The 25,291-nt window shown below is 68.1% G+C and carries 26 protein-coding genes; 12 read left to right on the top strand and 14 right to left on the bottom strand.

All coding sequences use genetic code 11. The features are described from left to right. Window positions 1-9: 9 nt before the first annotated feature. The 3 genes from kefC to kefF all read right to left on the bottom strand — a co-directional run bounded on the left by kefC (window position 10) and on the right by kefF (window position 3,075). Window positions 10-2,052, bottom strand: coding sequence for a glutathione-regulated potassium-efflux system protein KefC (gene kefC, locus AC3WR5_RS05145; RefSeq protein ID WP_492482378.1), 2,043 nt, complete (start codon window positions 2,050-2,052; stop codon window positions 10-12). Between the two features lie 30 nt (window positions 2,053-2,082). Continuing rightward, complete coding sequence (locus AC3WR5_RS05140) at window positions 2,083-2,253, bottom strand: hypothetical protein (protein ID WP_492482376.1); 171 nt, start codon at window positions 2,251-2,253, stop codon at window positions 2,083-2,085. A 216-nt stretch (window positions 2,254-2,469) separates the two neighbouring features. Further along, on the bottom strand, window positions 2,470-3,075 hold the full coding sequence (gene kefF, locus AC3WR5_RS05135) for a glutathione-regulated potassium-efflux system oxidoreductase KefF (protein WP_492482374.1): 606 nt from the start codon (window positions 3,073-3,075) through the stop codon (window positions 2,470-2,472). A gap of 120 nt (window positions 3,076-3,195) precedes the next feature. Here kefF and AC3WR5_RS05130 point away from each other — a divergent pair, with 120 nt between their 5' ends. Next, window positions 3,196-3,819, top strand: a complete 624-nt coding sequence (locus AC3WR5_RS05130; RefSeq protein ID WP_492482373.1) for a ParA family protein — start codon at window positions 3,196-3,198, stop codon at window positions 3,817-3,819. A gap of 9 nt (window positions 3,820-3,828) precedes the next feature. On the opposite strand, the gene AC3WR5_RS05125 is transcribed toward AC3WR5_RS05130, so the two are convergent. Beyond that, entirely contained in the window at window positions 3,829-4,932 is a 1,104-nt protein-coding gene (locus AC3WR5_RS05125; RefSeq protein ID WP_492482370.1) for a M14 family metallopeptidase, read from the bottom strand. 192 nt (window positions 4,933-5,124) lie between these two features. Here AC3WR5_RS05125 and AC3WR5_RS05120 point away from each other — a divergent pair, with 192 nt between their 5' ends. Beyond that, entirely contained in the window at window positions 5,125-6,579 is a 1,455-nt protein-coding gene (locus AC3WR5_RS05120) for an NAD-dependent succinate-semialdehyde dehydrogenase (RefSeq protein ID WP_492482368.1), read from the top strand. 3 nt (window positions 6,580-6,582) lie between these two features. On the opposite strand, the gene AC3WR5_RS05115 is transcribed toward AC3WR5_RS05120, so the two are convergent. Continuing rightward, window positions 6,583-7,200, bottom strand: coding sequence for a DUF4337 domain-containing protein (locus AC3WR5_RS05115; RefSeq protein ID WP_492482366.1), 618 nt, complete (start codon window positions 7,198-7,200; stop codon window positions 6,583-6,585). A 92-nt stretch (window positions 7,201-7,292) separates the two neighbouring features. Further along, window positions 7,293-7,952, bottom strand: coding sequence for a dihydrofolate reductase family protein (locus tag AC3WR5_RS05110; protein WP_492482364.1), 660 nt, complete (start codon window positions 7,950-7,952; stop codon window positions 7,293-7,295). A gap of 219 nt (window positions 7,953-8,171) precedes the next feature. On the opposite strand from AC3WR5_RS05110, the gene AC3WR5_RS05105 reads away from it, so the two are divergent. The 3 genes from AC3WR5_RS05105 (at window position 8,172) to AC3WR5_RS05095 (ending at window position 11,324) form a co-directional block, all read left to right on the top strand. Beyond that, a complete protein-coding gene (locus AC3WR5_RS05105; RefSeq protein WP_492482362.1) occupies window positions 8,172-8,657 on the top strand; it encodes a MaoC family dehydratase in 486 nt (161 codons plus the stop codon). 121 nt (window positions 8,658-8,778) lie between these two features. Beyond that, window positions 8,779-9,465 (top strand): response regulator, encoded by a 687-nt coding sequence (locus AC3WR5_RS05100; RefSeq protein ID WP_141289535.1) that lies wholly within the window; start codon window positions 8,779-8,781, stop codon window positions 9,463-9,465. A gap of 62 nt (window positions 9,466-9,527) precedes the next feature. Further along, window positions 9,528-11,324, top strand: a complete 1,797-nt coding sequence (locus AC3WR5_RS05095; protein WP_492482360.1) for a sensor histidine kinase — start codon at window positions 9,528-9,530, stop codon at window positions 11,322-11,324. Window positions 11,325-11,377: 53 nt separating this feature from the next. Here the strand turns inward: AC3WR5_RS05095 and AC3WR5_RS05090 are convergent, their stop codons facing one another. From AC3WR5_RS05090 to AC3WR5_RS05080, 3 genes are all read right to left on the bottom strand, one after another. Continuing rightward, window positions 11,378-12,205, bottom strand: a complete 828-nt coding sequence (locus tag AC3WR5_RS05090; RefSeq protein WP_231011610.1) for a segregation and condensation protein A — start codon at window positions 12,203-12,205, stop codon at window positions 11,378-11,380. 74 nt (window positions 12,206-12,279) lie between these two features. Further along, window positions 12,280-12,486 carry a DUF3460 family protein gene (locus AC3WR5_RS05085; protein WP_141288805.1) on the bottom strand — a complete coding sequence of 69 codons (207 nt, stop codon included), beginning with the start codon at window positions 12,484-12,486 and terminating at the stop codon, window positions 12,280-12,282. A 34-nt stretch (window positions 12,487-12,520) separates the two neighbouring features. Further along, on the bottom strand, window positions 12,521-12,751 hold the full coding sequence (locus tag AC3WR5_RS05080; RefSeq protein ID WP_492482357.1) for a hypothetical protein: 231 nt from the start codon (window positions 12,749-12,751) through the stop codon (window positions 12,521-12,523). On the opposite strand from AC3WR5_RS05080, the gene AC3WR5_RS05075 reads away from it, so the two are divergent. Then, window positions 12,750-13,001, top strand: a complete 252-nt coding sequence (locus AC3WR5_RS05075; protein WP_492482355.1) for a hypothetical protein — start codon at window positions 12,750-12,752, stop codon at window positions 12,999-13,001. The genes AC3WR5_RS05080 and AC3WR5_RS05075 overlap by 2 nt on opposite strands. Window positions 13,002-13,062: 61 nt before the next feature. Here the strand turns inward: AC3WR5_RS05075 and metG are convergent, their stop codons facing one another. Continuing rightward, window positions 13,063-15,108, bottom strand: coding sequence for a methionine--tRNA ligase (gene metG / locus AC3WR5_RS05070; RefSeq protein ID WP_492482353.1), 2,046 nt, complete (start codon window positions 15,106-15,108; stop codon window positions 13,063-13,065). Window positions 15,109-15,273: 165 nt separating this feature from the next. On the opposite strand from metG, the gene AC3WR5_RS05065 reads away from it, so the two are divergent. Next, complete coding sequence (locus AC3WR5_RS05065; RefSeq protein ID WP_492482351.1) at window positions 15,274-15,747, top strand: nuclear transport factor 2 family protein; 474 nt, start codon at window positions 15,274-15,276, stop codon at window positions 15,745-15,747. A gap of 19 nt (window positions 15,748-15,766) precedes the next feature. Next, the gene (locus AC3WR5_RS05060) at window positions 15,767-16,228 is read left to right on the top strand and encodes a CYTH domain-containing protein (RefSeq protein WP_492482349.1); all 462 of its coding nucleotides are present in this window, start codon (window positions 15,767-15,769) and stop codon (window positions 16,226-16,228) included. Window positions 16,229-16,280: 52 nt separating this feature from the next. Here AC3WR5_RS05060 and AC3WR5_RS05055 read toward each other — a convergent pair whose 3' ends face one another. Both AC3WR5_RS05055 and AC3WR5_RS05050 read right to left on the bottom strand, forming a co-directional pair. Then, entirely contained in the window at window positions 16,281-16,841 is a 561-nt protein-coding gene (locus AC3WR5_RS05055) for an Mpo1 family 2-hydroxy fatty acid dioxygenase (protein WP_492482347.1), read from the bottom strand. A 128-nt stretch (window positions 16,842-16,969) separates the two neighbouring features. After that, a complete protein-coding gene (locus AC3WR5_RS05050) occupies window positions 16,970-17,962 on the bottom strand; it encodes a 2-dehydropantoate 2-reductase (RefSeq protein ID WP_492482627.1) in 993 nt (330 codons plus the stop codon). Between the two features lie 297 nt (window positions 17,963-18,259). On the opposite strand from AC3WR5_RS05050, the gene AC3WR5_RS05045 reads away from it, so the two are divergent. The 4 genes from AC3WR5_RS05045 (at window position 18,260) to AC3WR5_RS05030 (ending at window position 22,049) form a co-directional block, all read left to right on the top strand. Continuing rightward, the gene (locus tag AC3WR5_RS05045; protein WP_492482345.1) at window positions 18,260-20,359 is read left to right on the top strand and encodes a TonB-dependent siderophore receptor; all 2,100 of its coding nucleotides are present in this window, start codon (window positions 18,260-18,262) and stop codon (window positions 20,357-20,359) included. 58 nt (window positions 20,360-20,417) lie between these two features. Beyond that, window positions 20,418-20,963, top strand: coding sequence for a deoxycytidylate deaminase (locus AC3WR5_RS05040; protein ID WP_492482343.1), 546 nt, complete (start codon window positions 20,418-20,420; stop codon window positions 20,961-20,963). A gap of 126 nt (window positions 20,964-21,089) precedes the next feature. Beyond that, the gene (locus tag AC3WR5_RS05035; protein ID WP_492482341.1) at window positions 21,090-21,458 is read left to right on the top strand and encodes a hypothetical protein; all 369 of its coding nucleotides are present in this window, start codon (window positions 21,090-21,092) and stop codon (window positions 21,456-21,458) included. A 162-nt stretch (window positions 21,459-21,620) separates the two neighbouring features. Then, window positions 21,621-22,049 (top strand): DUF1801 domain-containing protein, encoded by a 429-nt coding sequence (locus tag AC3WR5_RS05030; protein ID WP_231011557.1) that lies wholly within the window; start codon window positions 21,621-21,623, stop codon window positions 22,047-22,049. Window positions 22,050-22,062: 13 nt separating this feature from the next. On the opposite strand, the gene AC3WR5_RS05025 is transcribed toward AC3WR5_RS05030, so the two are convergent. Both AC3WR5_RS05025 and AC3WR5_RS05020 read right to left on the bottom strand, forming a co-directional pair. After that, window positions 22,063-23,988: a sensor domain-containing diguanylate cyclase gene (locus tag AC3WR5_RS05025; protein ID WP_492482339.1), complete on the bottom strand. Its 1,926-nt coding sequence runs from the start codon at window positions 23,986-23,988 to the stop codon at window positions 22,063-22,065. Between the two features lie 97 nt (window positions 23,989-24,085). Further along, window positions 24,086-25,237 carry an alpha-hydroxy acid oxidase gene (locus AC3WR5_RS05020; protein WP_141291942.1) on the bottom strand — a complete coding sequence of 384 codons (1,152 nt, stop codon included), beginning with the start codon at window positions 25,235-25,237 and terminating at the stop codon, window positions 24,086-24,088. Window positions 25,238-25,291 lie beyond the last annotated feature (54 nt).

Below are 25,291 nucleotides of genomic sequence, written 5' to 3'. Positions count from 1 at the left end.
GGCCGGGTCTCAGCGGCTGGTGATGGGCGGCGGCGGGGGCGGCACGGCCGGCGGGTCGCGCGGCGAGGTGACCGGTACCGGCGCGGGATGAGGCGGCGGCGCCGGAGGAGGCGTGGGCGGGCTGGGCGCGCGGGTCGCGGCCTGGGCCGCCCGTTCCTGCAGGATCTCGTCGTTCATGTCGTCTCCTGGTGATGCCTCTTCGGGCGGTTCGTCGTCATGCGCGAAAAAGCCATGGCCGTGGCCGCGCTCGGCCTGGGTCTCGCGTTCGCGGGCAAACGCTTCTTCGAGTTGCTGGCGGCCGGCCTTGGCCATGCTCATCAGTCTGGCCTGGTCGCCATAGTGGGGTGCCATTTCCTTGAGCAGCTGCACGCTGTGGCGGCGGAAGCGCTGGGCCAGCGTGCGCGCCTGGTAAGGCCGCAGGCCCAGGCCTTCGAGCACGCTGCGGCCGCTCATCAGCGCCGAGTCGAAGGTTTCGCGCTCGATGTGCGCCACGCCACGCTTGTTCAGTTCGTACCAGTGCTGCGCATTGCGCGCCCGCGCCACCAGCTGCAGCGCTGGAAAGTGGGCCTGCGCGAGGTCGACGATGGCCAGGCTTTGCGCCATGTCGTCCACCGCCACCACCAGCACCTTGGCGCTGCCGGCACCGGCGGTGCGCAGCAGGTCCAGCCGCGTGGCGTCGCCGTAGAACACGCGCCAGCCGAACTTGCGCAGGCTCTCGACCTGGTCCGGGTCGTGTTCCAGCACGGTGGCCTTCAGGCCGCTGGCGAACATCAGCCGGCCGACGATCTGGCCGTAGCGGCCGAAGCCGGCAATGATCACCGGCGCCTCCTGCGGCTCGTCGATCTCCTTCAGCTCGGTGCCGGTGGCCCGGCCGCCACTGCGCGCGGCGCGGCGCTTGTCCAGCCTGTCGTTGAGCACCAGCAGCAAGGGTGTGAGCAGCATGGACAGCGCCACCACCGCGACCAGCAGCGACGAGGTCGCCGGCTCGATCACCTCGCCCTGCTCGGCCGCCTGGAAGACCACGAAGCCGAACTCGCCGCCCTGCGCCAGCAGCACGCCGAACACGCCGCGCTGCGCCAGCGGCAGCTTCATGGCCCGGCCCATGCCCCACAGCACCAGTGCCTTGATGGACAGGAAACCCAGCACCAGGCCGGCCACCAGCAGCGGCTGCGCGCGCAGCACCGACAGGTCCAGGCTCATGCCCACGGCGATGAAGAACAGGCCGAGGAACAGGCCCTTGAACGGCTCCAGGTCGGTTTCCAGCTCGCGCCGGTATTCGCTTTCAGCCAGCAGCACGCCGGCCAGGAAAGCGCCCAGGGCCATCGACAGGCCCACCGTCTGCATCAGCGAAGCGGTGGCCACCACCAGCAGCAGGGCCGCGGCGGTGAAGATCTCGGGTGTCTTGCTGCGGGCGATCCAGCGCAGCGCGGGCCGCAGCACCAGCCGGCCGCCCAGCACGATGATGGCGATCACCGCGACCGCCTTGGCCGCGCCCAGCCAGCCGCCGCCGTGGCGCGCTTCGCCGGCCAGCATCGGCACCAGCGCGAGGATGGGGATGGCCGCAATGTCCTGCAGCAGCGCCACGCTGAGCACGCTTTGCCCGCCGGCCGTGGCCATCAGGTTGCGCTCGGCCAGCACGCCCAGGCCGATGGCGGTGGACGACAGCGCCAGGCCCAGCGAGGCCACCAGCGCCAGCTGCCAGTCCACGCCCAAGGCCATGGCCACGCTGCACATCAGCGCGGCCGAGCCCAGCAGCTGCAGGCTGCCCCAGCCGAAGATGGGCCGGCGCAGTGCCCAGAGCCGTTTGGGCTCCAGTTCCAGGCCGACCAGGAACAGCATCAGCACCACGCCGAACTCGGCGAAGTGCAGCATTTCCTGCGCATCGGTCACCAGCCGCAGGCCCCAGGGCCCGATGGCGATGCCGGCTGCCAGGTAGCCAATGATCGCGCCCAGCCCGGCCAGGCGCGCCAGCGGGACTGCGAAAACGGCTGCACCCAGGTAGACCAACCCCAGGTGCAGCCAACCACTGCCGGAAGGTTCAACCGGCGTCATGGGGACTGCAAAGGTTTGAAGGGATCACGTTCAGGAAGTGCGTTTTCTCTGCATCACGCATGCTGTGTAGGCCTCGCCAGCGTCATCGTCGTCCAGGTAGACGGCGCACGGATCTTCGCCCGGATCGAGCACCAGGCTGTGGGCGCTGATGTTCATCAGCGCAAATGTCAGGGCCAGGACTGCTTTGATCGTGGTTTTCATGACAACCTCCTTTTGCGGTTTCCGACAGGGAGGAAACCTTTCCCGGACAGCTGCTGCGACTGCACCCGGCCTCGGCACGGCAGGCGGGCGCGGTGGCTTGCAGCATGTTCCAGGCCATTCTTGCCGGGGGTCATGACGACTTTGATCGTGGGCATCCTCGCGTTTCGGGATCTTTCGGCCACTTTGGTGCATAGCACCGGTTCGGTCGTAACGGGACTAACGCTGCGGCCGGTCGCCGGGGCCGACGTCGCAGGGTTCGGTGTCGGGCAACTCGGCCAGCTCGGGCCAGTTCGGGTAGCTGGCCAGCCGGTCGGCGAACAGCGCGGTCCGCGCCGCGATCTCGCGCTGGGCCACGCGGTGTGCATCGTGCACCACCATGGGCGGCAGGAAACGCATGCCGGTCAGCATGGCGGTCTGTTCGTGCGGCGGCCAGAAGGCGTCGATGAAGTGGCGGTTGTGGCCGCTGGGGTGGTACGCCTGGGCACTGCCGCCGGTCGACACGACCATCCACAGATCCTTGCCGCGCAGCGCGTGCGCACCCGGCCCGTAGGCCCAGCCGAAGCCGAAGACTTCGTCGACCCAGAGCTTGAGCAGCGGCGGCAGCGAGTACCAGTGCAGCGGGTGCTGCCAGACCAGCAATTTGGCCTTGGCCAGCACCGCGCGCTCGGCGGCGATGTCGATCAGGTAGTCGGGGTAGAGCGCGTACAGGTCGCGCACCATCACATGCTCGGCCGGCAGCTGTTGCGCCGCCTGCATCAGCGCCAGGTTGACGCGGGAATGTTCGAGCCGGGGATGGGCGGTGAGGACAACGATGTCGGCCATGCGGACGGCGGCGGGTGATGCAGGAAATTGCCGCGGCGCGTGGCACTGCGGGGGAAAGCGGGGAGCCGGTGGCTCGCGGCGCGCCGCTACCATACCGCGGTTTGCATTGTGGAGGCGCCGATGCCGGTGTTTGCAATCGCCAATCCCAAAGGCGGCGTGGGCAAGAGTACCTTGGCCACCAACCTGGCCGGTGCGCTGGCGCATCAAGGTCACGCGGTGATGCTCGGGGACCTGGACCGCCAGCAGTCCTCGCGCCAGTGGCTGGCGCTGCGGCCGGCCAGCCTGCCGGCGATCCGCGGCTGGGAGGTGCGCGAGGGCGGCGGCGTGGTGCGCCCGCCCAAGGGCACGACGCATGCGGTCATCGACACCCCCGCCGGGCTGCACGGCAAGCGGCTGGACGCGCTGATGCAGCTGGCCGATCACGTGCTGATCCCGCTGCAGCCCAGCCTGTTCGACATCCAGGCCACGCACGCCTTCCTGGCCGAGCTGCAGGCCCATCCCCAGCATGCCAAGGTGCGGCTGGGGCTGGTCGGCATGCGGGTCAAGGACCATACCCTCGCCCAGGAGCGGCTCAACGAATACCTGGCCGCCTTGCCCGCGCCCAAGCTGACGGTGCTGCGCGACACGCAGAACTACGTGCACCTGGCCGCGCACGGGCTGACGCTGTGGGACGTGGCGCCTGGCCGCGTGGCGCAGGACCTGGCGCAGTGGGCGCCGCTGCTGGCCTGGGCGGCGCAGGGCTGAGATGCTGGCTCAGGTCGCCGCGAGGCCGCGCACGGCCTGCAGGGCCAGCTCGCAGCCCTGCGCCAGCACGGCCGCCTGCCAGGCCGGTGTCTCGGTGTAGAAGGCCTCGCGCATGCGCTGGTGGATGGCCGCACGCTGCTTCTCGCCGGCTTGCGGATGCAGGCGCAGCCACTGGTCGCCGCGCAAGGCGTCCAGCACTTTCAGCTTGGACTGGGTGCCCACCTCCATCACCATGGCCGTCAGCTCGGCCTGCGGGCAGGTTGCCGCTGCCGCCTGCCACATCTCGCCCGTCAGCACCGCTGAACTGGAAGAGCCTTCCTGCGTGCAGGTGAGTCCAGGGCCCCACCAGGCCCGCGCGCGTTTGAGCAGCACCGGTTCAGGCCGTCCAGCCAGGATGCGCTCGGCCACGCCGTTCGGGCCCAGTCCGGTGTGAACGTCGATCCAGCCGATGCGGCGGGCCTGGCTGCCAAAGCGCGCCAGCAGCCGTTCCAGCGCCAGTCGGCTCCAGCTCGGGCCGTTGCCACCGAAAAACAGCCCTTCCGGATCCTGGTACTGGCCTTGCGAAATGGTGGTCTGCGTGGCGCGAATGCCGTGGCGCAAGGCAAAGCCGTACAGCGCAAGCCGGTTACCCGGCGTGGGCGGCCAGCGCTCGGGCAGCAGCACAGGGGCCAGCCGCGGCAGCAGCCGGTTGTGCGGCCGCGGCTGGCTGAAGTCGACGAAATTGCGGTTCAGGTCCACGTTTTCGTGCGTCACCCGGTGGCCGAATGAAAAGCCATGCGGGTTCAGGGCATGCAGGTGCAGCAGCGCCACGCCGGTCCCGTGGGCCGCTTCGCGGAACACGGCGTCGCGCAGCAGCGCGATCTGCACGGCCGAGCCGGCATGGCCTTCAATGCCGTGGCAGCCGCTGGAGACGATCAGCAGCCGTTGCGCGTCGGACGCGCCATCCAGCACCGCGTCCACCGCCAGTGCCTCGCCGTTCCGGCCGGGCAGCGGGTGCGGCTCGCTGTGCACGGACAATGTCGCGGCTTGGGCGGTTTGCAGAAAGCGCCGCCTCGCCTGCGCGTAGTCGGGCGCAAAGCAGTCACCTGGGATGGAAGGCTGCGCGGGGCTCATTCGGGCCGATTGTGGCGCTGGCGGGAAGACGACGGGCCGTTCCACAACATGTCTGACATCCGACATCACCTGCAAGGGTTTGCCATCGGTGCGAACATTGCGGCCACGCCCGCCGCTGCATCCTGCCGGCCTTGACTGGTCGCGCCGGCCGCAGCGGCCCCCATGCCTTGACCCGAGACTGTGGAGCACATCATGTCCAATCCCTCGCACCCCGCCTACAAAGACACCCAGCTGCTGATCAATGGCGAGTGGGTGGATGCCACCGGCGGCCGCACGCTGAATGTCGTCAATCCCGCCACCGGCGAAGTCATCGGCCGCGTGGCCCATGCCAGCATTGCCGACCTGGACCGTGCGCTGGCCGCCGCGCAGCGCGGCTTCGAGACCTGGCGCCGGGTGCCGGCCAACGAGCGCGCCGCCATCATGCGCAAGGCCGCCGGCCTGATGCGCGAACGCGCGCCGCAGATCGCCGCGCTGATGACCCAGGAACAAGGCAAGCCGCTGGCAGAAGCCAAGGTGGAAGCCCTGTCCTCGGCCGACATCATCGAATGGTTCGCCGACGAAGGCCGCCGGGTCTACGGCCGCGTCGTGCCATCGCGCAACATTGCCGCGCAGCAGCTGGTGCTCAAGGAGCCGGTCGGCCCCGTCGCCGCGTTCACGCCATGGAATTTCCCGATCAACCAGGTGGTGCGCAAGCTCTCGGCCGCGCTGACCACCGGCTGCTCCATCATCGTCAAGGCACCGGAGGAAACCCCCGCCTCGCCGGCCGCGCTGCTGCAGGCCTTCGTGGACGCAGGCGTGCCGGCCGGCGTGATCGGCCTGGTCTATGGCGACCCGGCCGAGATTTCCAGCTACCTGATCCCGCACCCGGTGATCCGCAAGATCACCTTCACCGGCTCCACCCCGGTCGGCAAGCAGCTGGCCTCGCTGGCCGGCCTGCACATGAAGCGCGCGACGATGGAGCTGGGCGGCCACGCGCCTGTCATCGTGGCCGAAGACGCGGACGTGATGCTGGCCGTCAAGTCGGCCGGTGCCGCCAAGTTCCGCAACGCCGGCCAGGTCTGCATCTCGCCCACGCGTTTCCTGGTGCACAACAGCATCCGCGCGGAGTTTGCGCAAGCGCTGGCCGCCCACGCGTCCAGCCTGAAGGTGGGCGACGGCCTGGCAGACGGCACGACCATGGGCCCGCTGGCCAACCCGCGCCGCCTGGCCGCGATGGCCAAGATCACCGAAGACGCGCTGAGCAAGGGCGCGAAGGTCGCCGCCGGTGGCGAGCGTGTCGGCAGCAAGGGCAACTTCTACGCGGCCACGGTGCTGGACAACGTGCCGCTTGAAGCCGACATCTTCAACACCGAGCCCTTCGGCCCGATCGCCGGCATCCGCGGCTTCAACACGCTGGACGAGGCCATCGCCGAATCCAACCGCCTGCCGTTTGGCCTGGCCAGCTATGCCTTCACCAGGTCGCTGAAGACGCTGCACGAGCTGTCGCAGCGGCTGGAAGTCGGCATGCTGTGGGTCAACCAGCCGGCAGCCCCGGTGCCCGAGCTGCCGTTCGGCGGCGTGAAGGACTCCGGCTACGGCTCCGAAGGTGGCCCGGAAGCGCTGGAAGCCTACCTGGTGACCAAGACGGTCAGCGTGATGAACGTCTGAGGTTCACGAGAGAAGTTTCGTCAGCGTGTCCGGGTGCACGGCCCAGCCGAGCAGCCCTGACAGGCCCATCAGCACGCCCGCGCCGATGGGCAGCCACGAGACCCAGTACATCCACCACAGCCGGGTCAGCGCGGTGACCGCGAGCAGCGAGATGGCGATGGCCAGCGCGGCGTCGGACAGATCGAACTGGTCGTCCCGGTAGTTGAGGCTGTCGTAGGTCTTCTGGTCCTCCGCGGCGGCGGCGCTGAGCGTCTGCTTCTTCTGCGCTTCCTGCGCCGCCTTGGCCTCGTAGCGCTGGATCGCCTCGTCATAGCCGGCCGCGTTGTCGGCTGGCGCGGAGGCCTTGGCCAGTTTCAGCTGCGTGACGCTGGCCTCCGCCACGTCCTGGCGGATGTTGCGCGCCTGGTAGAAGTTCCAGTGGTCCAGCTTGTCGGCCTGGGCCTGCTGCATGGCCTGCACGATGTTGTCGTCCTTGACCTTGCAGATGCCCATGAAGGTCGCCAGCAGCGCAACGGTGATGGCGACAAAGGTGTTGAGCCTTGCGCTCTTGCGGTCCGAGCGGCGCTCGGCCGGATCGTCCTCGTCGTCGGTCTTGATCAGGTCTTGTGGGTCGATGTCCATGGGGCGGTGCTGGGCTGGGAAGCTCTGGCCGGTGAGCCGGTCTTGCAGGTGAGTGAACGCGTCCGGCCGTGGTGCGGAAGACCAGCAACCTGTCAGCTCGCTGTCGGCCCGCGCCGCGCCAGCACCACGTGCGTCGCATGCGGGCTGCAGACCCGCTCGGTGCATTCGAAGCCCAGCGCCGGCAGGTCGATGCCGGCCAGCAGGGCTTCGCCTGAGCCGAGCAGCGCATTGCCCAGTGCCAGGTGCATCTCGTCGACCAGGCCGGCCTGCAGGTACTGGCGGATGGTGGCGACGCCGCCGCCGACGCGCACGTTCTTGCCGCCTGCTGCAGCCTTGGCGCGTTCGAGGGCGGCGTGGATGCCGTCGGTGACGAAGTGGAAGCTGGTGCCGCCTTCCATCTCGATGGACTCGCGCGGGTGATGCGTCAGCACGAAGACTGGCACGTGGTAGGGCGGGTTGGTGCCCCACCAGCCCTTCCATTCGTCGTCGGGCCAATCGCCGCGCACCGGACCGAACATGTTGCGCCCGAGGATCCAGGCACCGATGTTGGCGAAGCCGCGGGCGGCGAAGTCTTCGTCTGGGCCGGTGTCGCCGCCGTTGCCGCCGTGCATGGCCTGGAAGGTGCGCGTGGTGAAGGCCCATGTCATCAAGGCCAGGCCGCCAACGCCCAAGGGGTTGTCGAGGCTCTGGTTCGGGCCGGCGCTGTAGCCGTCAATCGAGACGCCGATGCTGCTGACGATGAGCTTGGACATGGGTGAAGTTCTCCTGGTGGTGGTTGCCACGGGCCGGCAACCTCTGCCGTACGACGATCAACGCGCGCCAGCTTCGACAAGCCCGGGCTTTCGCCAATGCCGTCTTGTCGCGCTTGAGACAGGTTCGGCCTGGGTTCCCGCCTAGGCTTGGCGGCGAGGCCGCATGGTAAGTTTTTGCAGGCCCGAACGGCCTCCCAGTCCTCCCGATTGCATTGCCTCATGAGCCTTGAACTTGCAGTTTCCGCGGCGGCCCCGACCCGCATCGCCCACCTCGCCGACCTGGCCAGCCGCGTCGGCGAAACGCTGGGCCACAGTGGCTGGATCACCATCGACCAGGCGCGCATCGACCGCTTCGCCGAAGCGACCGGCGACCACCAGTGGATTCATGTCGACCGTGAGCGGGCGGCGCAAGGGCCGTTCAAGACGACGATTGCCCACGGCTTCCTGACGCTGTCGCTGCTGCCGTGGATGTTCGAGCACGGCTTCGAGGTCGACGACGTGCGCATGGGCGTCAACTACGGGCTGAACCGGGTGCGGTTTCCGGCCCCGGTACCGGTCGACAGCCGGTTGCGCGGGCATTTCAAGTTGCTGGGCTACGAGCCGCTGGAAGGTGGGGCGCAACTCGTGGTCGAGGTCACCATCGAGGCCGAAGGCGGTGCCAAGCCGGTCTGCGTGGCGGAGTCCATCACCCGGCGTTACATCTGACCTGGTATCGACTGATGATGTAAGGGGACAAACGGCGGGCAAACACGGGATGAGACAGCCGAAAAAACGTGCTGTCACGGTACGATGTGCTTGTGCTCACCCTGCCGTACCGTGCCTTCCGATGAAAGTCCTGCTGGTCGATGATCATCCGCTGATCCTGTCCGCCCTGAAGGCGATGATGGAAAGCATCAAACCGGGCGTGCAGGTCACCGCGCTGTCCAGTGGCAGCGCCACCCGCCGTTCGCTGGCGGTGGACCATGACTACGACCTGGTGCTGCTGGACCTGCAGCTTGGCGACGCGCTGGGTTTCGAGCTGCTGGGCGAACTGCGCCGCAGCTACCCTGACATGCCGGTGGTCGTGATCTCGGCCTCTGACCGTTCCAGCGACGTGATCCAGGCCATCGACCTTGGTGCGATGGGTTTCCTGCCCAAGCGCATGAGCACCGAGGGCCTGTCCGACGCGCTGCGCCTGGTGATGGACGGCGGCATCTTCGTGCCCACGATGTCGCTCGGCAGCACGCCGGCGGCCGAGACGCCGGCGGCCGAGCCGTCTGACGACGATTCTGCCTACCAGACCCTGCCTTCCTTCGAACGCCTGGGCCTCACGCCGCGCCAGGCCGATGTGCTGAGCATGCTGCTGCAGGGCAAGCCGAACAAGGACATTGCGCGCCGCCTGGGCCTGTCTGTCGAGACGGTGAAGGACCATGTGCAGGCGGTGCTGCGTGCGCTGGGCGTCAGCTCCCGCACCCAGGCCGTGTTGGCCGTCGGCCAGATGACCCGCCAGCGCCGCGCTCCGGCGGCCGAGTGAGAGCCGAAGGAAACGCCGGGCCGCCCCAAGTTTCCGTGACCCCCGCGGGGGGCGGGTCGGGCATGGCCCGGCCCTGGGGGCATGCTGAACCGGACGCCCTGCTCGCGGAGCAGGTGGACTCGCTGTTTTCGTTTGCGCCTGCGGCCGCCTTTGGCAGTGCGCTGGGCATCATCGTGATGCTGATGCTGTTCCACAGCGTGGCCCCGCCCGAATGGCTGTGGCCCTGGGGTGCGTTGACGCTGCTGCTGTGGAGCGCGCGCGCGGGCCAGGCGTTGCTGTGGCACCGCTTGCCGATCTCGCCGCAGACCAATGTCGAGCTGCTGCGCTGGCGCCTGGGTTGCTACCTGATGACGCTGGGCTCGGGCGCGCTGTGGGGCGTTTCCACCTGGCTGTTCTTCGACCATGCGGACCCACTGTCGCAGGCGGTGCTGGTCATCATCATCTTCAGCTTCTGCATTGCCGCGGTGCCCATCCTGGCGCACAAGCCGCCGGTCTTCTACGGCTATCTGGCGCTGGCCTTCGGGCCGCTGGTGCTGCGGGTGGCCATGTCGGGCCAGGACCGGGCGGCCGTGTTGACGGGCGTGCTGCTGCTGATCCTCGGCTCGATGATGGTGCTGGGCCGCAGCACGCGGCGCGAGTTCGAGCGTGGCGTGGCACTGAAGCAGGAAACCCAGGCCTTGCTGGCCCAGCTGCGCGAGGAAAAGCAGGCAGCGGACGCCGCACGCCAGGCCGCCGAGCTGGCCAACAAGGCCAAGACCCGCTTCTTCGCCGCCGCGAGCCACGACCTGCGCCAGCCGCTGCACGCAATGGGCCTGTTCGCCGAAGCGCTGCGCGGCCGCGTGGGGCCGGACCCGGAGGTGCAGCGCCTGGCCGCCAGCATCAACAGCGCGGTCGACGCATTGGAAGGCCTGTTCTCCGAGCTGATGGACATCACCCGCATCGACAGCGGCGGCGTGCAGGTGCGGCCGGAGCACGTCAACGTCGGCGAACTGTTCCAGCGCTTGAAGCTGCACTTCGAGCCGGTGGCTTTCGACAAGGGCCTGTCGCTGCATTTCCGCGGCGGCCAGCACCATGTGCACGCCGATCCGGTGCTGCTGGAGCGCGTGGTGCGCAACCTGCTGTCCAACGCGATCCGCTACACCGAGGACGGCGGCGTGCTGATGGCTGCGCGGCGCCGCGGCAGGCAGCTGCGGCTGGAGGTGTGGGACAGCGGGCGCGGCATCGCGCCGGCCGAGCAGCAGCGCATCTTCGAGGAGTTCTACCAGGTGGGCGAGGCGCCAGGGGCGGTGCACGGCCAGGGCCTGGGCTTGGGCCTGGCCATCGTGCGCCGGCTGGCCGGGCTGATGGACGCGCCGCTGGTGCTGCGCTCCGCACCTGGTCGCGGCAGCCTGTTCATGCTCAGCCTGCCGCCCGGCGAGGCCAGCCGCAGCCTGCCGCCGGTGCTGCCGCAGGCGCAAGGCATGCTGTCGCTGGCGCAGCGGCTGATCGTGGTGGTGGAAGACGACACGGCGGTGCGCGAAGGCCTGTTGCTGCTGCTGGGCGGCTGGGGTGCCAGCGTGGTCGCGTTCGACAGCTTCCGCGCCTGCCAGGACTGGACCCGTGCGGTCGAACCTTCCATGCTCACGCCGGACCTGCTGCTGGCCGACCACCGCCTCGAAGATGGCCACACCGGGCTGGAGGTGGTGCAACTGATGCGCAACGTCTTCGGCGCCAAGGTGCCCGCGGTGCTGGTCACCGGCACGCTGGGTGCCGAACTCGAAGCCGCCGCCCGCCAGCAGGACTGCCACCTGCTGCTCAAGCCCGTGCTGCCGCACAAGCTGCGGGCGATGCTGGCGGCCAAGCTGCGACGCCTGGCCTGACGACGGTGATTCAGCGAGTGGTTCGCGGTCTCCCCGCGAACCGGGTGCTCCATCTAAGCGGGCTGGTAGGCCAGGCGCACGTAGATGGGCGCGAAGGCTTCCGCTTGCGTGAGTTCCAGCAGGCGTTCGCGGGCCAGCTCCAGCATCGCGATGAAGGTCACCACCATCACCTGCTGGCCGCGAGTGATGTCGAACAAGTCCTGGAACTCGACGAAACGTTCGCCCTGCAGGCGGCGCAGCATCTGGCTCATGAATTCGCGCACCGACAGCTGCTCGCGCGAGATCTTGTGGTGCTGGGTCAGCTTGGCGCGGCGCAGGATGTCGGCCCAGGCGCTGCGGATGTCGTCCACCGCCACGTCCGGGAAACGCGGCTGCGTGGCCTGTTCGACGAAGACCTGGGCGCGCAGGAAGTCGCGGCCCAGCACCGGCAGCGCGTCCAGCCGCGCGGCGGCCAGCTTCATCTGCTCGTATTCCAGCAGCCGGCGCACCAGCTCGGCACGCGGGTCCTCGGCTTCCTGGCCGTTTTCGCTGGGCTTGGGCGGCAGCAGCATGCGCGACTTGATCTCGATCAGCATCGCGGCCATCAGCAGATAGTCCGCCGCCAACTCCAGGTTGTGCTGGCGGATCTGGTCGACGTAGCGCAGGTACTGGCGCGTGACATCCGCCATCGGGATGTCGAGGATGTTGAAGTTCTGCTTGCGGATCAGGTAGAGCAGCAGGTCCAACGGGCCCTGGAAAGCTTCCAGGAAGACCTCCAGCGCATCCGGCGGGATGTAGAGGTCGGTCGGCATCGCGAACAAGGGCTCACCGTAGAGCCGCGCCACGGCAATGCCGTCGACTTCGCGGGGGCCTTCGGTCTCGGGGGCCACGGCGGCAGGCAACTCGGCGGGCGCGGTGCCGCGGCTCGGCAGGGAGGTGCTCACGGCGCGGCCGGCGGGCGCGTCAGGCCGGGGGCTTACAGGCTGCTGCCGGTCTGGTAGACGTAGGGCTGCTGCGCCACGTGGGCGGCATCGAACTCGGCCGCGTCGTCACGGCTTTGCGGGCGGTCCCACAGCAGGGCACGGCCGGCGCGTTGTTCTGCCTCCAGCGTCGGCTTCTTGGCCTTCAGCTCTTCGATGAACTGGGTGACTTCGGACTTGTAGGGCTTCCAGAACAGCGGCATGAGGGATCCACGTGAGAGTGCACAACAATGCATTTTAGCCGGCAGGCGGCGCCAGCCAAGCCGTCCCGATCAATGCCTGCCGCGGCAGGCCGCGCGCCGGGCTCGGCGTTTGAGCTGGGACAACTGCCGACGCGAATTTAGGGGGATAGCGGCGGAGTGCCGTGCATGGATTGGTGAAAACCCTGATAATCAAACTAATGGTTTTCCCTTGGTGCTGCACAGCAAGCGCATCAGGCGCATCGGATTTTTTGAAGGAGCTTTCCATGATTCGCACCCCCATCCTCGCTGTCACCCTGACCTTGCTCGGTAGCGTGGCCGCTCATGCCGCCGAAGAAGGCAAGCAAGTCGCGGCCCACAGCAACTACGACCATCCGGCTGTTGCCGTGGCCCGCATGGCCAAGGTCCGCAGCATCGACCCGAACACCGCGCTGGTCCAGCCGCCCGCATCGGTCACCTGGACCGTGCAGCCGGAAGCCAAGGTGGTCGCCAGCGCCGGGCAGCCGGAACTGAAGTAAAGCCAGTCGCTTTGGCGGCACACCCCGCCGCCAGCCCGGGAGGGCGCAGGGGCGGGGCGCTTCAGCGCACGCGCATGCCAGGCTGGGCGCCAGGGAAGGGCTCGAGCACGAAGATGCCCGGGTTGGCCTTCTCGTCCGCATGGCTGGCGGCCAGCACCATGCCTTCGCTGAGGCCGAATTTCATCTTGCGCGGCGCCAGGTTGGCCACCATCACGGTCAGCTTGCCTTCCAGGTCTTCCGGCTTGTAGGCGCTCTTGATGCCGGAGAACACGTTGCGCGTCTTTCCTTCGCCCACGTCCAGCGTCAGCCGCAGCAGCTTGTCCGAGCCTTCCACGGCTTCGGCCTTGACGATCCTGGCGATGCGCAGGTCGACCTTGCTGAAGTCGTCGATCTTGATCTCGGGCGCCAGGTCTTCGCCGCCCGGTACGACCGCCGTTGGGGCCGGAGGCGTCAGCAGTTCGTCGACCAGCTTCGGGTCCACGCGCTGCATCAGGTGCTTGTATTCGCCGATCTTGTGCGCGCCCAAGGCGGTGGCCGCGTCCGCGAACTGCAGCGGCGCCACGCCCAGGAATGCCTCGACCTGCGCGGTCAGCGCCGGCAGCACGGGTTTGAGGTAGATCGTCAGCAGCCGGAAGGCTTCGATGCAGGTGCTGCAGACGTCCTGCAAAGCCTGCTCGGCGCCTTCCTTCTTGGCCAGTTCCCAGGGCTTGTGCGCGTCCACGTATTCGTTGACCTTGTCGGCCAGCGCCATGATCTCGCGCAGCGCCTTGCCGAACTCGCGTTCCTCGTAAAGCTCCTCGATGACGGCGCGGTGCGCGCGCAGCGTTTCCAGCAGCGCATTGCCTTCCACGCCCAGATCGCCGGAGAGCTGGCCGCCAAAGCGCTTGCTGAGGAAGCCGGCGGCACGTGACGCGATGTTGATGTACTTGCCGACCAGGTCCGAGTTGACGCGGGCGCTGAAGTCCTCTGGGTTGAAGTCGATGTCCTCGACCTTGCTGTTGAGCTTGGCGGCGATGTAGTAGCGCAGCCATTCCGGGTGCAGCCCCAGGTCCAGGTACTTCAGCGGGCTGATGCCGGTGCCGCGGCTCTTGCTCATCTTCTCGCCGCCGTTCACCGTGATGAAGCCGTGCACGAAGATGTGGTCCGGTGTCTTGCGGCCGCTGAATTGCAGCATCGCGGGCCAGAACAGCGTGTGGAAGTAGGTGATGTCCTTGCCGATGAAGTGCACCTGCTCGACCTCGGGGTCGGCAAAGAAGGCGTCGAAGTCACGGCCGGTCTTGTCGAAGTAGTTCTTCAGCGAGGCCAGGTAGCCCACCGGCGCGTCCAGCCAGACGTAGAAGTACTTGCCCGGCGCGTCCGGGATCTCGATGCCGAAGTAGGGCGCGTCGCGGCTGATGTCCCAGTCGCCGAGGCCGCCGTTGCCTTCCTCGTCCTTGTTGAACCACTCCTTGATCTTGTTCAGCACCTCGGGCTGCAGCCGGCCCGGCGTGTGGGTCCATTCCTGCAGGAATTCCACGCAGCGCGGGTCCGAGAGCTTGAAGAAGTAGTGGTCCGAGGTCTTCAGCACCGGCACCGCGCCGGAGAGCGCCGAATACGGGTTCTTCAGCTCGGTGGGGGCGTAGACCGCGCCGCAGACTTCGCAGGAGTCGCCGTACTGGTCCTTGGCCCCGCACTTCGGGCATTCGCCCTTGATGAAGCGGTCCGGCAGGAACATCGCCTTTTGCGGGTCGAAGAACTGTTCGATGGTCTTGACCTCGATCAGCTCGTTCTTGCGCAGCGCCAGGTACAGCGCCTGGGCCAGCGCGTGGTTCTCGGGGCCGTCGGTCGAGTGCCAGTTGTCGAAGGCAATGTGGAACCCGTCCAGGTACTTGGCCCGGCCGGCGGCCACCGCGCCCACGAAAGCCTGCGGTGTCTGCCCGGCTTTCTCGGCGGCAATCATGATGGGCGCGCCGTGGGCGTCGTCTGCGCAGACGAAGTGCACTTCGGCGCCCTTCATGCGCTGGGCCCGCACCCAGATGTCGGCCTGGATGTACTCCATCATGTGCCCGATGTGGAACGGCGCGTTGGCGTAGGGCAGGGCGGTGGTGACGAAGAGTTTGCGGGTCATGGTGGTCGATCGCGAAATGCAGGTGGCGGGCGCGATGAATCAAGCGCGGAACCCATCATTTTAGGCGGGCTGCCTCACCGCTGCCGCGGCGGGTTTCCGGCCTGCCGGCGCAATGGTTTAATGGCCGCCCAACGGGGCATTGCGACCCCGCGCCAGAGGAGCCCCATGCACGCCGCCCGACCGTTCGCCCGCTTCTTCCTTCTGCTGGCGCTGCTGGCGGGCCTGTCGCCCGTGTTCGCCGCGGACGCCGGCCAGGACGCGCTGGTGCAGCAGCTGACCGCGCAGTCCGCGGCCTGGGACCTGGCCATCGTGCGCAAGGACAAGGCCGCGATCGAAGCCAACATGGCCGAAGACTTCCGCCAGATCGACGGCGACGGCGACCTGGAAACCAAGGCCTCGTTTGTCGCCGGCCTGCTGTCGCCCAAGCTGGTGCTGGACCCGTACACGGTGCAGGAATTCGAGCTGCGCCTCTATGGCAGCACCGCGCTGCTCAGCGGTCGCATCCACATGACCGGCAGCTACGACGGCAAGCGCATCGGCAGCCACTACCGCTACATCGACATCTACGTGCGCCAGCCCGACGGCCAGTGGCGCATCGTCAGCGTGCAGCTCACGCGCCTGCCACCCGCACCCCTCTGAGCTGCGCACGGGAGTCCTGATGGCAATCGAGATTGAACGCAAGTTCCTGGTCGTGGGCGAGGGCTGGCGCCAGCCGGACGCGATGCACCTGAGCCAGGGTTACCTGAATCGTGACCCGGCGCGCACGGTGCGGGTGCGCATCGCGGGCGAAGAAGCTTTTCTGACCATCAAGGGCCGTAGCCAGGGCTTGAGCCGGGCAGAGTTCGAATACCCGCTGCCGCTGGCGGACGCGCAGGCGCTGCTGGCGCTGTGCGACGGGCCGCTGGTCGAGAAGCACCGCCACCGGGTGATGGTGGACGGGCTGCTGTGGGAGGTCGACGAATTCCACGGCGCGAATGCGGGCCTGGTCGTCGCGGAGCTGGAGCTGCAGTCGGAGGACCAGCCGTTCACGCGGCCGGCATGGCTGGGCGAGGAGGTGAGCGACGATGCGCGCTACTTCAACAGCCAGCTGGCGAGCCGGCCGTTCAATACTTGGCCGTGACCAAGTCGGGTTGGGTGGGCTTGCGTACCCGCAGGACCGGGTGCCCCATCGCCTAGCCGAGGGTGGGCGCAGCAAGGTCGCGCAGGCGCGTCGGGCCGGCCTTTTCCTCGATGGTCTGCTTGAGCCGGCCCAGCAGGCCGATCCCGAACAGCGCTTCTGCGACGACAAATTCCGGGCCGACCAGCAGGCCGACCAGATCGTCTGCAAACGCCGGCTTGCGGCCTTCGTAGTAGTGGCCGATGAACTGGAACACCCAGCCGACGACGAAGGTGCCCACGCCCCAGCCCAGCCAGTGGCCGACGCTGCCAGCCGCCAGCGGCGCTGCCAGCGCGATCAGCAAACCATTGACCAGGCTGGTGGCCAACCCCAGCGCGAACTGGCCGCGGGTCAGGTACCACAGCGTGGACGCGAGCCACAGCAGCAGGGCAGGGCTCAGCGCCAAGGTACCCAGTGGCGTGTCCAGTTCAGCCCAGACCGGCCGCGCCGCCAGCACGCCAATGGCAAATACGATCATCGGGATGCCGATGAAGTGCGTGGTGATGTTGCGCGGGTCGCGGTGATAGCGGGCGTACTGCACCAGCAGCTCGGTGGCGGGGCGAAACGGCGAGGGCATGGTGGGCGGCCTCCTGAAGAATGGGTACTGCGCGAACATCCTAGCCCTGCGGCCGCTTGGCGGCCAATGGGGATGAGCCCGCAGGCTGCGACATTTGGCCGCTCACGCGACAGTTTTGGCCAGCGCGGTCAGCCGCGGCCAGCCACCGCGCGCTGCAATTCAGCTGCCGGCCAGGGCTTGCGGCGCTGCGGCCAGGCTTCGACCAGCGCCAGCATGCGGGCATTCAGCGGCGCCGGCACCTGGTGCCTGGCGGCCAGCCGGCAGACCTCGCCGCACAGCGCGTCGATCTCGGTGGCGCGGCCCAGGGCCAGGTCGTCGGCCATGCTGGAGCGGGCTTTTTCGTCGATGTTCAGCATGCGCCCGGCCAGCCGCGTGAAGATCCAGTTCGGCAGCTGCATCAGCCGCGCCAGCCGGTGGGGCGGCAGGCTGGCCACCTGGGCGGGCTGGATGCCGGCGGCGCGCAGCACCTTCAGCGCTTCGAGCTGCAGCGCGGCGAACAGCCTGCGATAGCCGACGTCCAGCAGCTCCGCGCGCAGCGGCAGGCCGGACATTGCGTTGACCGGGTTGTTCAGGTTCAGCAGCAGCTTGCCCCACTGCACCGGCGCCAGGTCGGCATGCAGCTTCAGGCCCAGCCCGGCGCGCTCGCAGGCCGGCTGCAGCCGGCGCAGCACAGGGTGGTCCTGCGCGGCCAGCCTGCCGCCGGTGCCGCGGTGCAGCCGGCCCGGGCCGAGCTCGGCAATGTTGTACGGCACCATGCCTGGCAACCAGCAAAGGCCGGGCGCCAGCTGCGCGCCCAGCGCATCGTTGCCAATGCCGTTTTGCAGCGACAGCACTGGTGTGCCGGGCGCCAAGGCCGCTGCGAGCTGGGCGGCGGCCTCGGCGGTGGCGCCACTCTTCACCGCCAGCAGCACCAGCTCGGGTGGCGGGCCGCTGGCCGGCAGCGTGTCAAGCACCTGCAGCTCGGCCGCCGGCAGCGTGAGCCGTTGAGCTTGCAGGTCGGTCAGCACCAAGCCGTGTTCGCGCAGCGCCAGCGCCATGCGCGGCCGCGCGACGAACTGCACCGGCACGCCAACCGCCTGCAGCGAGCCGCCGACAAAGCCGCCCACGCTGCCGGTGCCCATCACCAGCACCCGCGGGAGGTTGGCGCTCGCGGCGGTTATCGGGGAAGAGGCGAGCGGCGCGACGGCAGGCATGGACGGCGGGTTCCTCAAGCTGGAAGAGACGCTCCCGACGAGCGGCCGAGGGCCTAGCGATGATGCCTTTGGCCGGCGCGGTTTTCGGCCCACGGCGCTACGAGGAAACCCGCTCCGCGCACCGCCTGCTGTTCCGCAAAACCCACAGCAGCGGCGGATTCATGCATACAACTGAGAATGATTCGTATTAGCTTGTAAACTGCCAGGTTGATGTTGGAGATGCAGATGAAGCAAGAATTCCTGATGACGACCTGTGCCATCGCGGCCTGCCTGGCGTTGGGCGATGCCCGCGCGCAGGAAGCCGCCGCTCCCGCGCAGGACGTCGCGCCGCAGCAAACGGTGATGGTGAAGGGCAAACGGGCCAACCGCGTGTCCAAGGGCGCGACCGGCCTGCCGATGGAGGTGAAGGACACCCCGCAGACCATCAGCACCATCGACAAGGACGAGATGGCCGACTTCGGCCTGACCGGCAGCAACGAAGCGCTGGCCCTGGCCACCGGCATCAACGTCGAGCAGTACGAAACCAACCGCGCGACCTTCAATGCGCGCGGCTTCGAGATCCAGCTGACCCAGGTCGACGGCCTGGGCATGACCAATTCCTGGGGCACCGTGGTCGGCCGCGAAGACACCTTCCTGTTCGAGCGCATCGAGTTGATCCGCGGCGCCAACGGCTTGCTGACCGGCGTGGGCAATGCCTCCGGCACGATCAACTACATCCGCAAGCGCCCGACCAACCAGGACGGCGGCGAAGTCACGGTGACCGGCGGCTCCCATGGCCTCAAGCGCGTGGGCCTGGACTACAACAAGGTCCTGACCGAAGACGGCGCGTGGGCCGCGCGTGTGGTCGTGGCCCACGAGGACAAGGATTCCTACCTGCGCGACCTGCATGACAAACGCACATCGCTCTACGGCGTGGTCGACGGCCAGATCGGCGACAACGGCACGCTGACCATCGGCGTCACAGGCGTGAATGCCAAGCAGGACTCGCCGATGTGGGGCTCGCTGACGCTGCTGCGCTCGGACGGCACGCAGGCCGACTTCGCGGTCGGTTCTTCCACCGCGCCGGACTGGGCCTACTGGAACACCAAGTCGGTGACCAGCTTCGCCGAGTATTCGCATCGCCTGTCGCCGGACTGGGAAGCCAAGTTCACCGTCAACCGGCGCCATGGCGACGAGGCGACCAAGCTGCTCTACGCCTACTCGAACACCGGCATGCTGAACCCGGACGACACCGGCCTGATTGGCTGGCCGTACCACAGCATCAGCCACACGGACAGCCGGGTGCTGGACGCCAACCTCAGCGGTCAGTTTTCCGCCTTCGGCCGCAGCCACAGCCTGCTGGTCGGTGTGAGCAACTCCAAGGAAACCACGGCCACCGACATCTACGCGGCGACGAGCAACAACTTCCTGCCGCTGCCCGCCTTCCCGTATGGCGGCGACGCCTATCCGGAACCGGAGTGGGGCGCGCGCGAACCCAGCACCAGCGGCGAACAGACGCTGACCCGCGTCTACGCCGCCTCGCGCATCGCGTTGACCGATTCGCTCAAGACCATCGTCGGCGTGAACGCGGTGCGCCATTGGCGCGCTGGCGAGTCCCGCTATGGCAGCGGCGGCCAGTTGCTGGACCCGACCACCAAGAAGCTCAGCCCCTACCTGGGCTTCACCTACGACTTCACGCCGAACGTGCTCGGCTACGCCTCGTACTCCGACATCTTCCTGCCGCAGGAGCAGGCCGACGTGAAGGGTGACCTGCTGGCACCGGTGAAGGGCACGAATGCCGAAGTGGGCGTGAAGGCGGATTGGCTGGACAAGCGCCTGTTGACCACTTTCGCAGTCTTCACTTCAAAGGAACAAGGCCTGGCGACCTACGCCGGCATTGATGCGAACCAGCAGTACTACTACGAAGCCAAGGACGTGAAGTCCAAGGGCTTCGAGACCGAAGTCACCGGCCGCATCAACAAGGACGCCAAGCTAACGCTGGGCTACACCCACCTGACGCTGACCGGCCCGGACGGCCACGGCATCTACGAATGGGTGCCGCGCAACACGCTCAACTTCCGCGTCGACAGCCGCATGCCTTTCCTGCCGGCGCTGCGCATGGGCCTGGGCGGCCGCTGGCAGTCCGACGTCAGCAAGATCGGCAGCGCCGAGCAGCCCGCCTACATGGTGGCCAACGCCTTTGCCGCCTACGAGCTGACCAAGGACGCCACGCTGCGGCTGAACATCAACAACCTGTTCGACAAGAAGTACATCGGTGGCCTGGCCTACGGCGCGATCTACGGCGCACCGCGCAACGGGGCCGTGACGCTGGAATACAAGCTCTGAAGCGGGGGCCTCCGCTCGCTACACTGCGGCGATTGCCTTGTCCACGGCCGTTCCACGCATGCAAAACACCCCGCTGATCCCCTGGCATTCCATGTTCATGGGCGTGGCGCTGCTTGCCGCGGCGCGCTCCAAGGACAGCCGCAAGCGCAACGGGGCCTGCATTGCCAGCCCGGACAACAAGATCATGGGCGTGGGCTACAACGGCCTGCCGCGGGGCTGTGACGACAACGACGAAACCTACTGGAGCGACGTCGACGAGGACCCGCTGCGCTCGCGGCACAGCTACATCGTGCACGCCGAGGTCAACGCGATCCTCAACTGCGTGGTGTTGCCGCTGACCGGCAGCACCATCTACGCGACCCAGTTTCCCTGCCCGCGCTGCGCCCAGTCCATCATCCAGGTGGGCATCCGCCGCGTGGTCTACCTGGAGCAGAAGGCGCACCAGGCCGCGTCCATCCAGGCCGCGAACAAGATGCTGGCCGATGCAGGGGTGCAGGTGCTGAGCCTGGACGAACTGGAACAGCCCTCGGCCGAGTGGTGTGGCAAGCTCGACGAGTTCATCCGCCAGACCGGCCCGGTGGTGCACGGCACGCCGCCGGCTTGAACCGAACAGCGTCAAACAGCGGCGCTTTCAGGCCTGTTTTTGCCGCTTCCTGTCGGTGGGCTGTCGCGCACCATGCGGTCATGGCGCCGGACCTTCGTCCGCGCGGCCAGCAACCAGGAGGCCGCCATGTCGTCGCAACACACCACTCCCCCCGTCCAGAACCCGCCGGCTTCGCCTGCGGTGACGCGGCTGTTGTCCGGCCTGGGCCTTGCTGCAGTGCCGGTTGCGGCCATGGTCGCACCCGAGACCGGGCAACTCGACGATGCCGAACTCTCGCGGCCGGTGGTGGCCGACGTGGGCATGGGCACGCTGCTGCGCTTCAAGTCGCTGATGGCGATCGAGGGGCAGACGGTGCATGTCGCCCGCATGTGCTACGACCGGCAATACGCCTTCGAGCGCATTGCCAATGCCCACACCAGTGCCTTCGACCCGCTTCGGCGCGTCGCGCTGGAGCTGTTCCAGGCCTACCACCGCCGGGAAGAGGGCAGGCTCTGACGCTGGGCCAGCGGCTTCACCACTGTCGGCGGTGAGGTTGTCGTCCTAGCCAAGCATGGGCAAAGTGCCCACAATGGCTTCAGTTCCGCTGCGCCCCAACCGGCCGGCGGCCGACGGACGATGCGCCCCGTCGAGGGGCGTGCCTGATGCAAGGCCGTTCCGATGAGAACTGCAGCCCGCCCCAAAGCCTTGGTGGCCGCCTGGTTCGACTTCCTGACCGAGCCGCAACGCGGACTGGCCGAGCAGTTGCAGGCCGCCGTGCGCCAGGCCGTGCCCGAAGCCACCGAAACCGTCAAATGGGGCAACCTGGTCTTTGGCGTGGACGACACGCTGCTGATGGCCATCGTCCCATTCAAAGGCCATGTGAATCTGCAGCTGTTCAACGGCAGCCAGCTGCCGCCGGGCATCGCGCCGCTGGATGGCAGCGGCCGTGGCTCGCGCAGCCTGCGCTGCCGGCTGGGCTTGCCGATCGACAGTGTGCAGGTGCAGATGCTGGTGCTGGCCAGCGTGACCCTGGCGCGGCGCCAGGCCGCCGAGCGCCAGCAGGACGAACTGGCCGCATTGCCCGACGCCGACCTGCCGCGCGGCTGAGCCGCCGCCGGCCTCAGCGCAGGTCCAGCGCCTGTGGGTTTGGCGCTGGCGCAGGCATGGCTGCGTCGCCCAACTGCATCACGACCTGGTTGCGGCCGTTGCGCTTGGCGCGGTAGAGCGCCTCGTCGGTCGCCTTCAGCAGCACCGCCAGGTCTTCCGGCGTGCGCGGCACCAGGCTGCAGACGCCAATGCTGACGGTGATGCCGACCGCGCCGACCGAGGTCGGCACCGCCAGCGCCTGCACCGCCTGGCGCATGCGCTCGGCCACGGTCAGCGCGCCATCCGGTCCGGCATGCGGCATCACGATGCAGAACTCCTCGCCGCCAAAGCGTGCCACCAGGTCCTCGGTGCGGTGGGCCTGGCGCTGCAGCTCCAGCGCCACGACCTGCAGGCACTGGTCGCCCGCGAGATGGCCGTGGGTGTCGTTGAACTGCTTGAAGTGGTCGACGTCGATCAGCGCCAGCGACAGCGAGCGTTTGCTGCCGATGGCCTCGCCGATCAGGTGCTCCAGCGCCTGGTCCAGGAAGCGCCGGTTCGGAATCGCGGTCAGCCCGTCGGTCATGCTCAGCTCGGCCAGCCGGCGGTTGGCCTGCTCCAATGCGCTCGTTCGTTCGTTGACCCTGGCTTCGAGCAACTCTTGGGCTTCCCGCTGGGCCTTGAGCGCCTCGATCTGGCTCTTTACGCGCAGCTCGCGCTCTTCGTTGAGCCGGCTGGCCAGGCCCAGCGAAATCATCAGCACTTCCATCGCGCTGCCCAGTTGCAGCGCGTTTTCAGTGAACACGCTGCGCGCCACCAGGCCGAACTTGTCCAGCGCCAGCAGCACGCCGCCCAGCAGCACCGAGCCGAAGGCCAGCAGGAAGATGCGGGCTGGCGCGTAGCCTTCGCGGGCCCGCAGCAGCGCCAATACCGTCAGGATGAAGATGGCGACGACCGAACTGGAGATCGCCGTGCGGATCGCCACGCTGTACGGCAGCACCAGCGCGGCCGCAGCCACCAGCAGGGAGGCCCCGGTCGTGCAGTGGATGGCCCAGCGGCGCCAGCGCGGCCCGGGCGCGATGCGGATGAAATCGGCGGCGAAGGCCGAGCCGGAGGCGCCGGTCAGCGCCAGCAGCACGACGATGGCGGTGTCGTTCCACTGCGTGGCATGCGGCCACAGGTACTGGAAGCTCAAGCCCTTGAGCGAGGTGATGCAGCCGGCAATCGAGATCACCCACAGCCCGTAAAGCAGGTAGCCTCGCTCGCGCACCGAAGCCCACAGGATCAGGTTGTAGGCCAGCAGGCCGAACATCAGCCCGAGGTAGCCCCCCAGCAGCAGGTTGGTGTCCTCTGCGTGTGGATGGAAGGTGGCCGGTGTCCACAGCAGCAGCGGGAATTGCACCGCGCTGCTGGTCGTCACGCGGGCCAGCACCTCCAGCTCGGCGCCCAGCGGAATGTCTACCGGCACGACGAAGTTGGCATGCCGCACCGGGCGCAGCTCGAAGGCCTGCTTGTCGCCCAGCACCAGCTCCTTGTGCCAGGACGGCGGCTGGCCGGCCGGCGTGACCTGCAGGTGCAGCTCGATGCGGTCCAGCACCGGGTAGGCAATCTCCAGCAGGCGCCGGAGCTCGGTTGGGTCGCGCTGCAGCACGCGGGCGCGGAACCAGTGGGTCTTGTCGGAATAGCCCAGGCTGGCGCCACCGGCAGGCGCGTGCTGCCAGGCCGATTCGGGCAGGGCGCGCACGGCGGCCAGGCTCAGTGGCTGCGCGCCCGCGGCGCCGGGCTCGGCCAGGTAGTCCAGCGCCAGGGTTTCCTGGGCCCATGCGGGCTGCAGCGCAGCCAGGCCGGCCAGCAGGCACAGCAGCATGAACAGCCGGCGCAGCAGCGCGGCAGCCAGCACTGCGGGTGTGCGTGGGCAGGACGACGGCGCGGCAGGGCAGGGGGGCAGGGCGGGCAAGGGCATGGGCAGGCGGGTGGCAGCCGGCCGCACTGCGCGGTCGGCTTGCACCCACACGGCTTATCGGCTTGCCGCCGGTCCGGATGAAGCGCCGATGCCCTGTTCAAACCGGGAAAGAGCCCGGCAAAAGAATGTCTTTTCCGACGTTCTGCAAGCGCGTGTGGCCGCAGAAGGCCATCGTCAGTTCCAGCTCGCGCTGGATGATCTCCAGCGAACGCGTCACACCGGCTTCGCCCATCGCGCCCAGCCCGTAGAGGAAGGCCCGGCCAATCATCGTGCCGCGCGCGCCCAGCGCCCAGGCCTTCAGCACGTCCTGGCCGGAGCGGATGCCGCCGTCCATCCAGACCTCGATGCGCGGGCCCACCGCGGCGACGATGGCAGGCAGCGCCTCGATGGACGATTGCGCGCCGTCCAGTTGTCGGCCGCCGTGGTTGCTGACGATCAGCGCATCGGCGCCGGAGTCAGCCGCCAGGCGGGCATCTTCCACGTCCATGATGCCCTTGAGGATCAGCTTGCCGCCCCAGCGCTGTTTGATCCACTCGACGTCGCCCCAGTTCAGCTTCGGGTCGAACTGCTTGGCCGTCCATTCCGACAGCGAGCCCATGTTCTCGACCCCGCTGACGTGGCCGACGATGTTGCCGAACTGGCGGCGTTTGGTGCCCAACATGCCCAGGCACCAGCGCGGCTTGGTGGCCAGGTTGATGAGGTTGGGGATCGTCAGCCTGGGCGGCGCGGTCAGGCCGTTTTTCAGGTCCTTGTGGCGCTGGCCGAGGATCTGCAGGTCCAGCGTCAGCACCAGCGCCGAGCAGTTGGCGGCCTTGGCCCGGTCGATCAGGCGCTCGATGAAGCCGCGGTCCTTCATCACGTAGAGCTGGAACCAGAACGGCGCCTGCGTGGCCGCGGCAATGTCCTCGATCGAGCAGATGCTCATCGTGGACAGCGTGAACGGGATGCCAAAGCGCTTGGCGGCCAGCGCGCCCAGGATCTCGCCGTCGGCATGCTGCATGCCGGTCAGCCCGGTCGGCGCGATGGCCACCGGCATCGCCGCGTCGATGCCGATCATCTTCACCGCGGTGCTGCGCTTGTCCATGTCGACCGCCACGCGCTGGCGCAGCTTGATCTTCTGGAAGTCTGCCTCGTTGGCGCGGTAGGTGCCTTCTGTCCACGAGCCGGAGTCGGCGTAGTCGTAGAACATGCGGGGCACGCGGCGCCGGGCCAGGACCCGGAGGTCTTCGATGTTGGTGATGGTGGTCATGCGGTGGTGGTCATGCGGTCTCCTGCCGGGCGATGCTAGCCGCGGAGCCTTCCG

It is taken from the genome of Ideonella sp. FW305-24 (assembly GCF_058788035.1).
The sequence above is the reverse complement of the archived record's forward strand: the minus strand, read 5'-3'. Positions and strand labels throughout refer to the sequence as shown.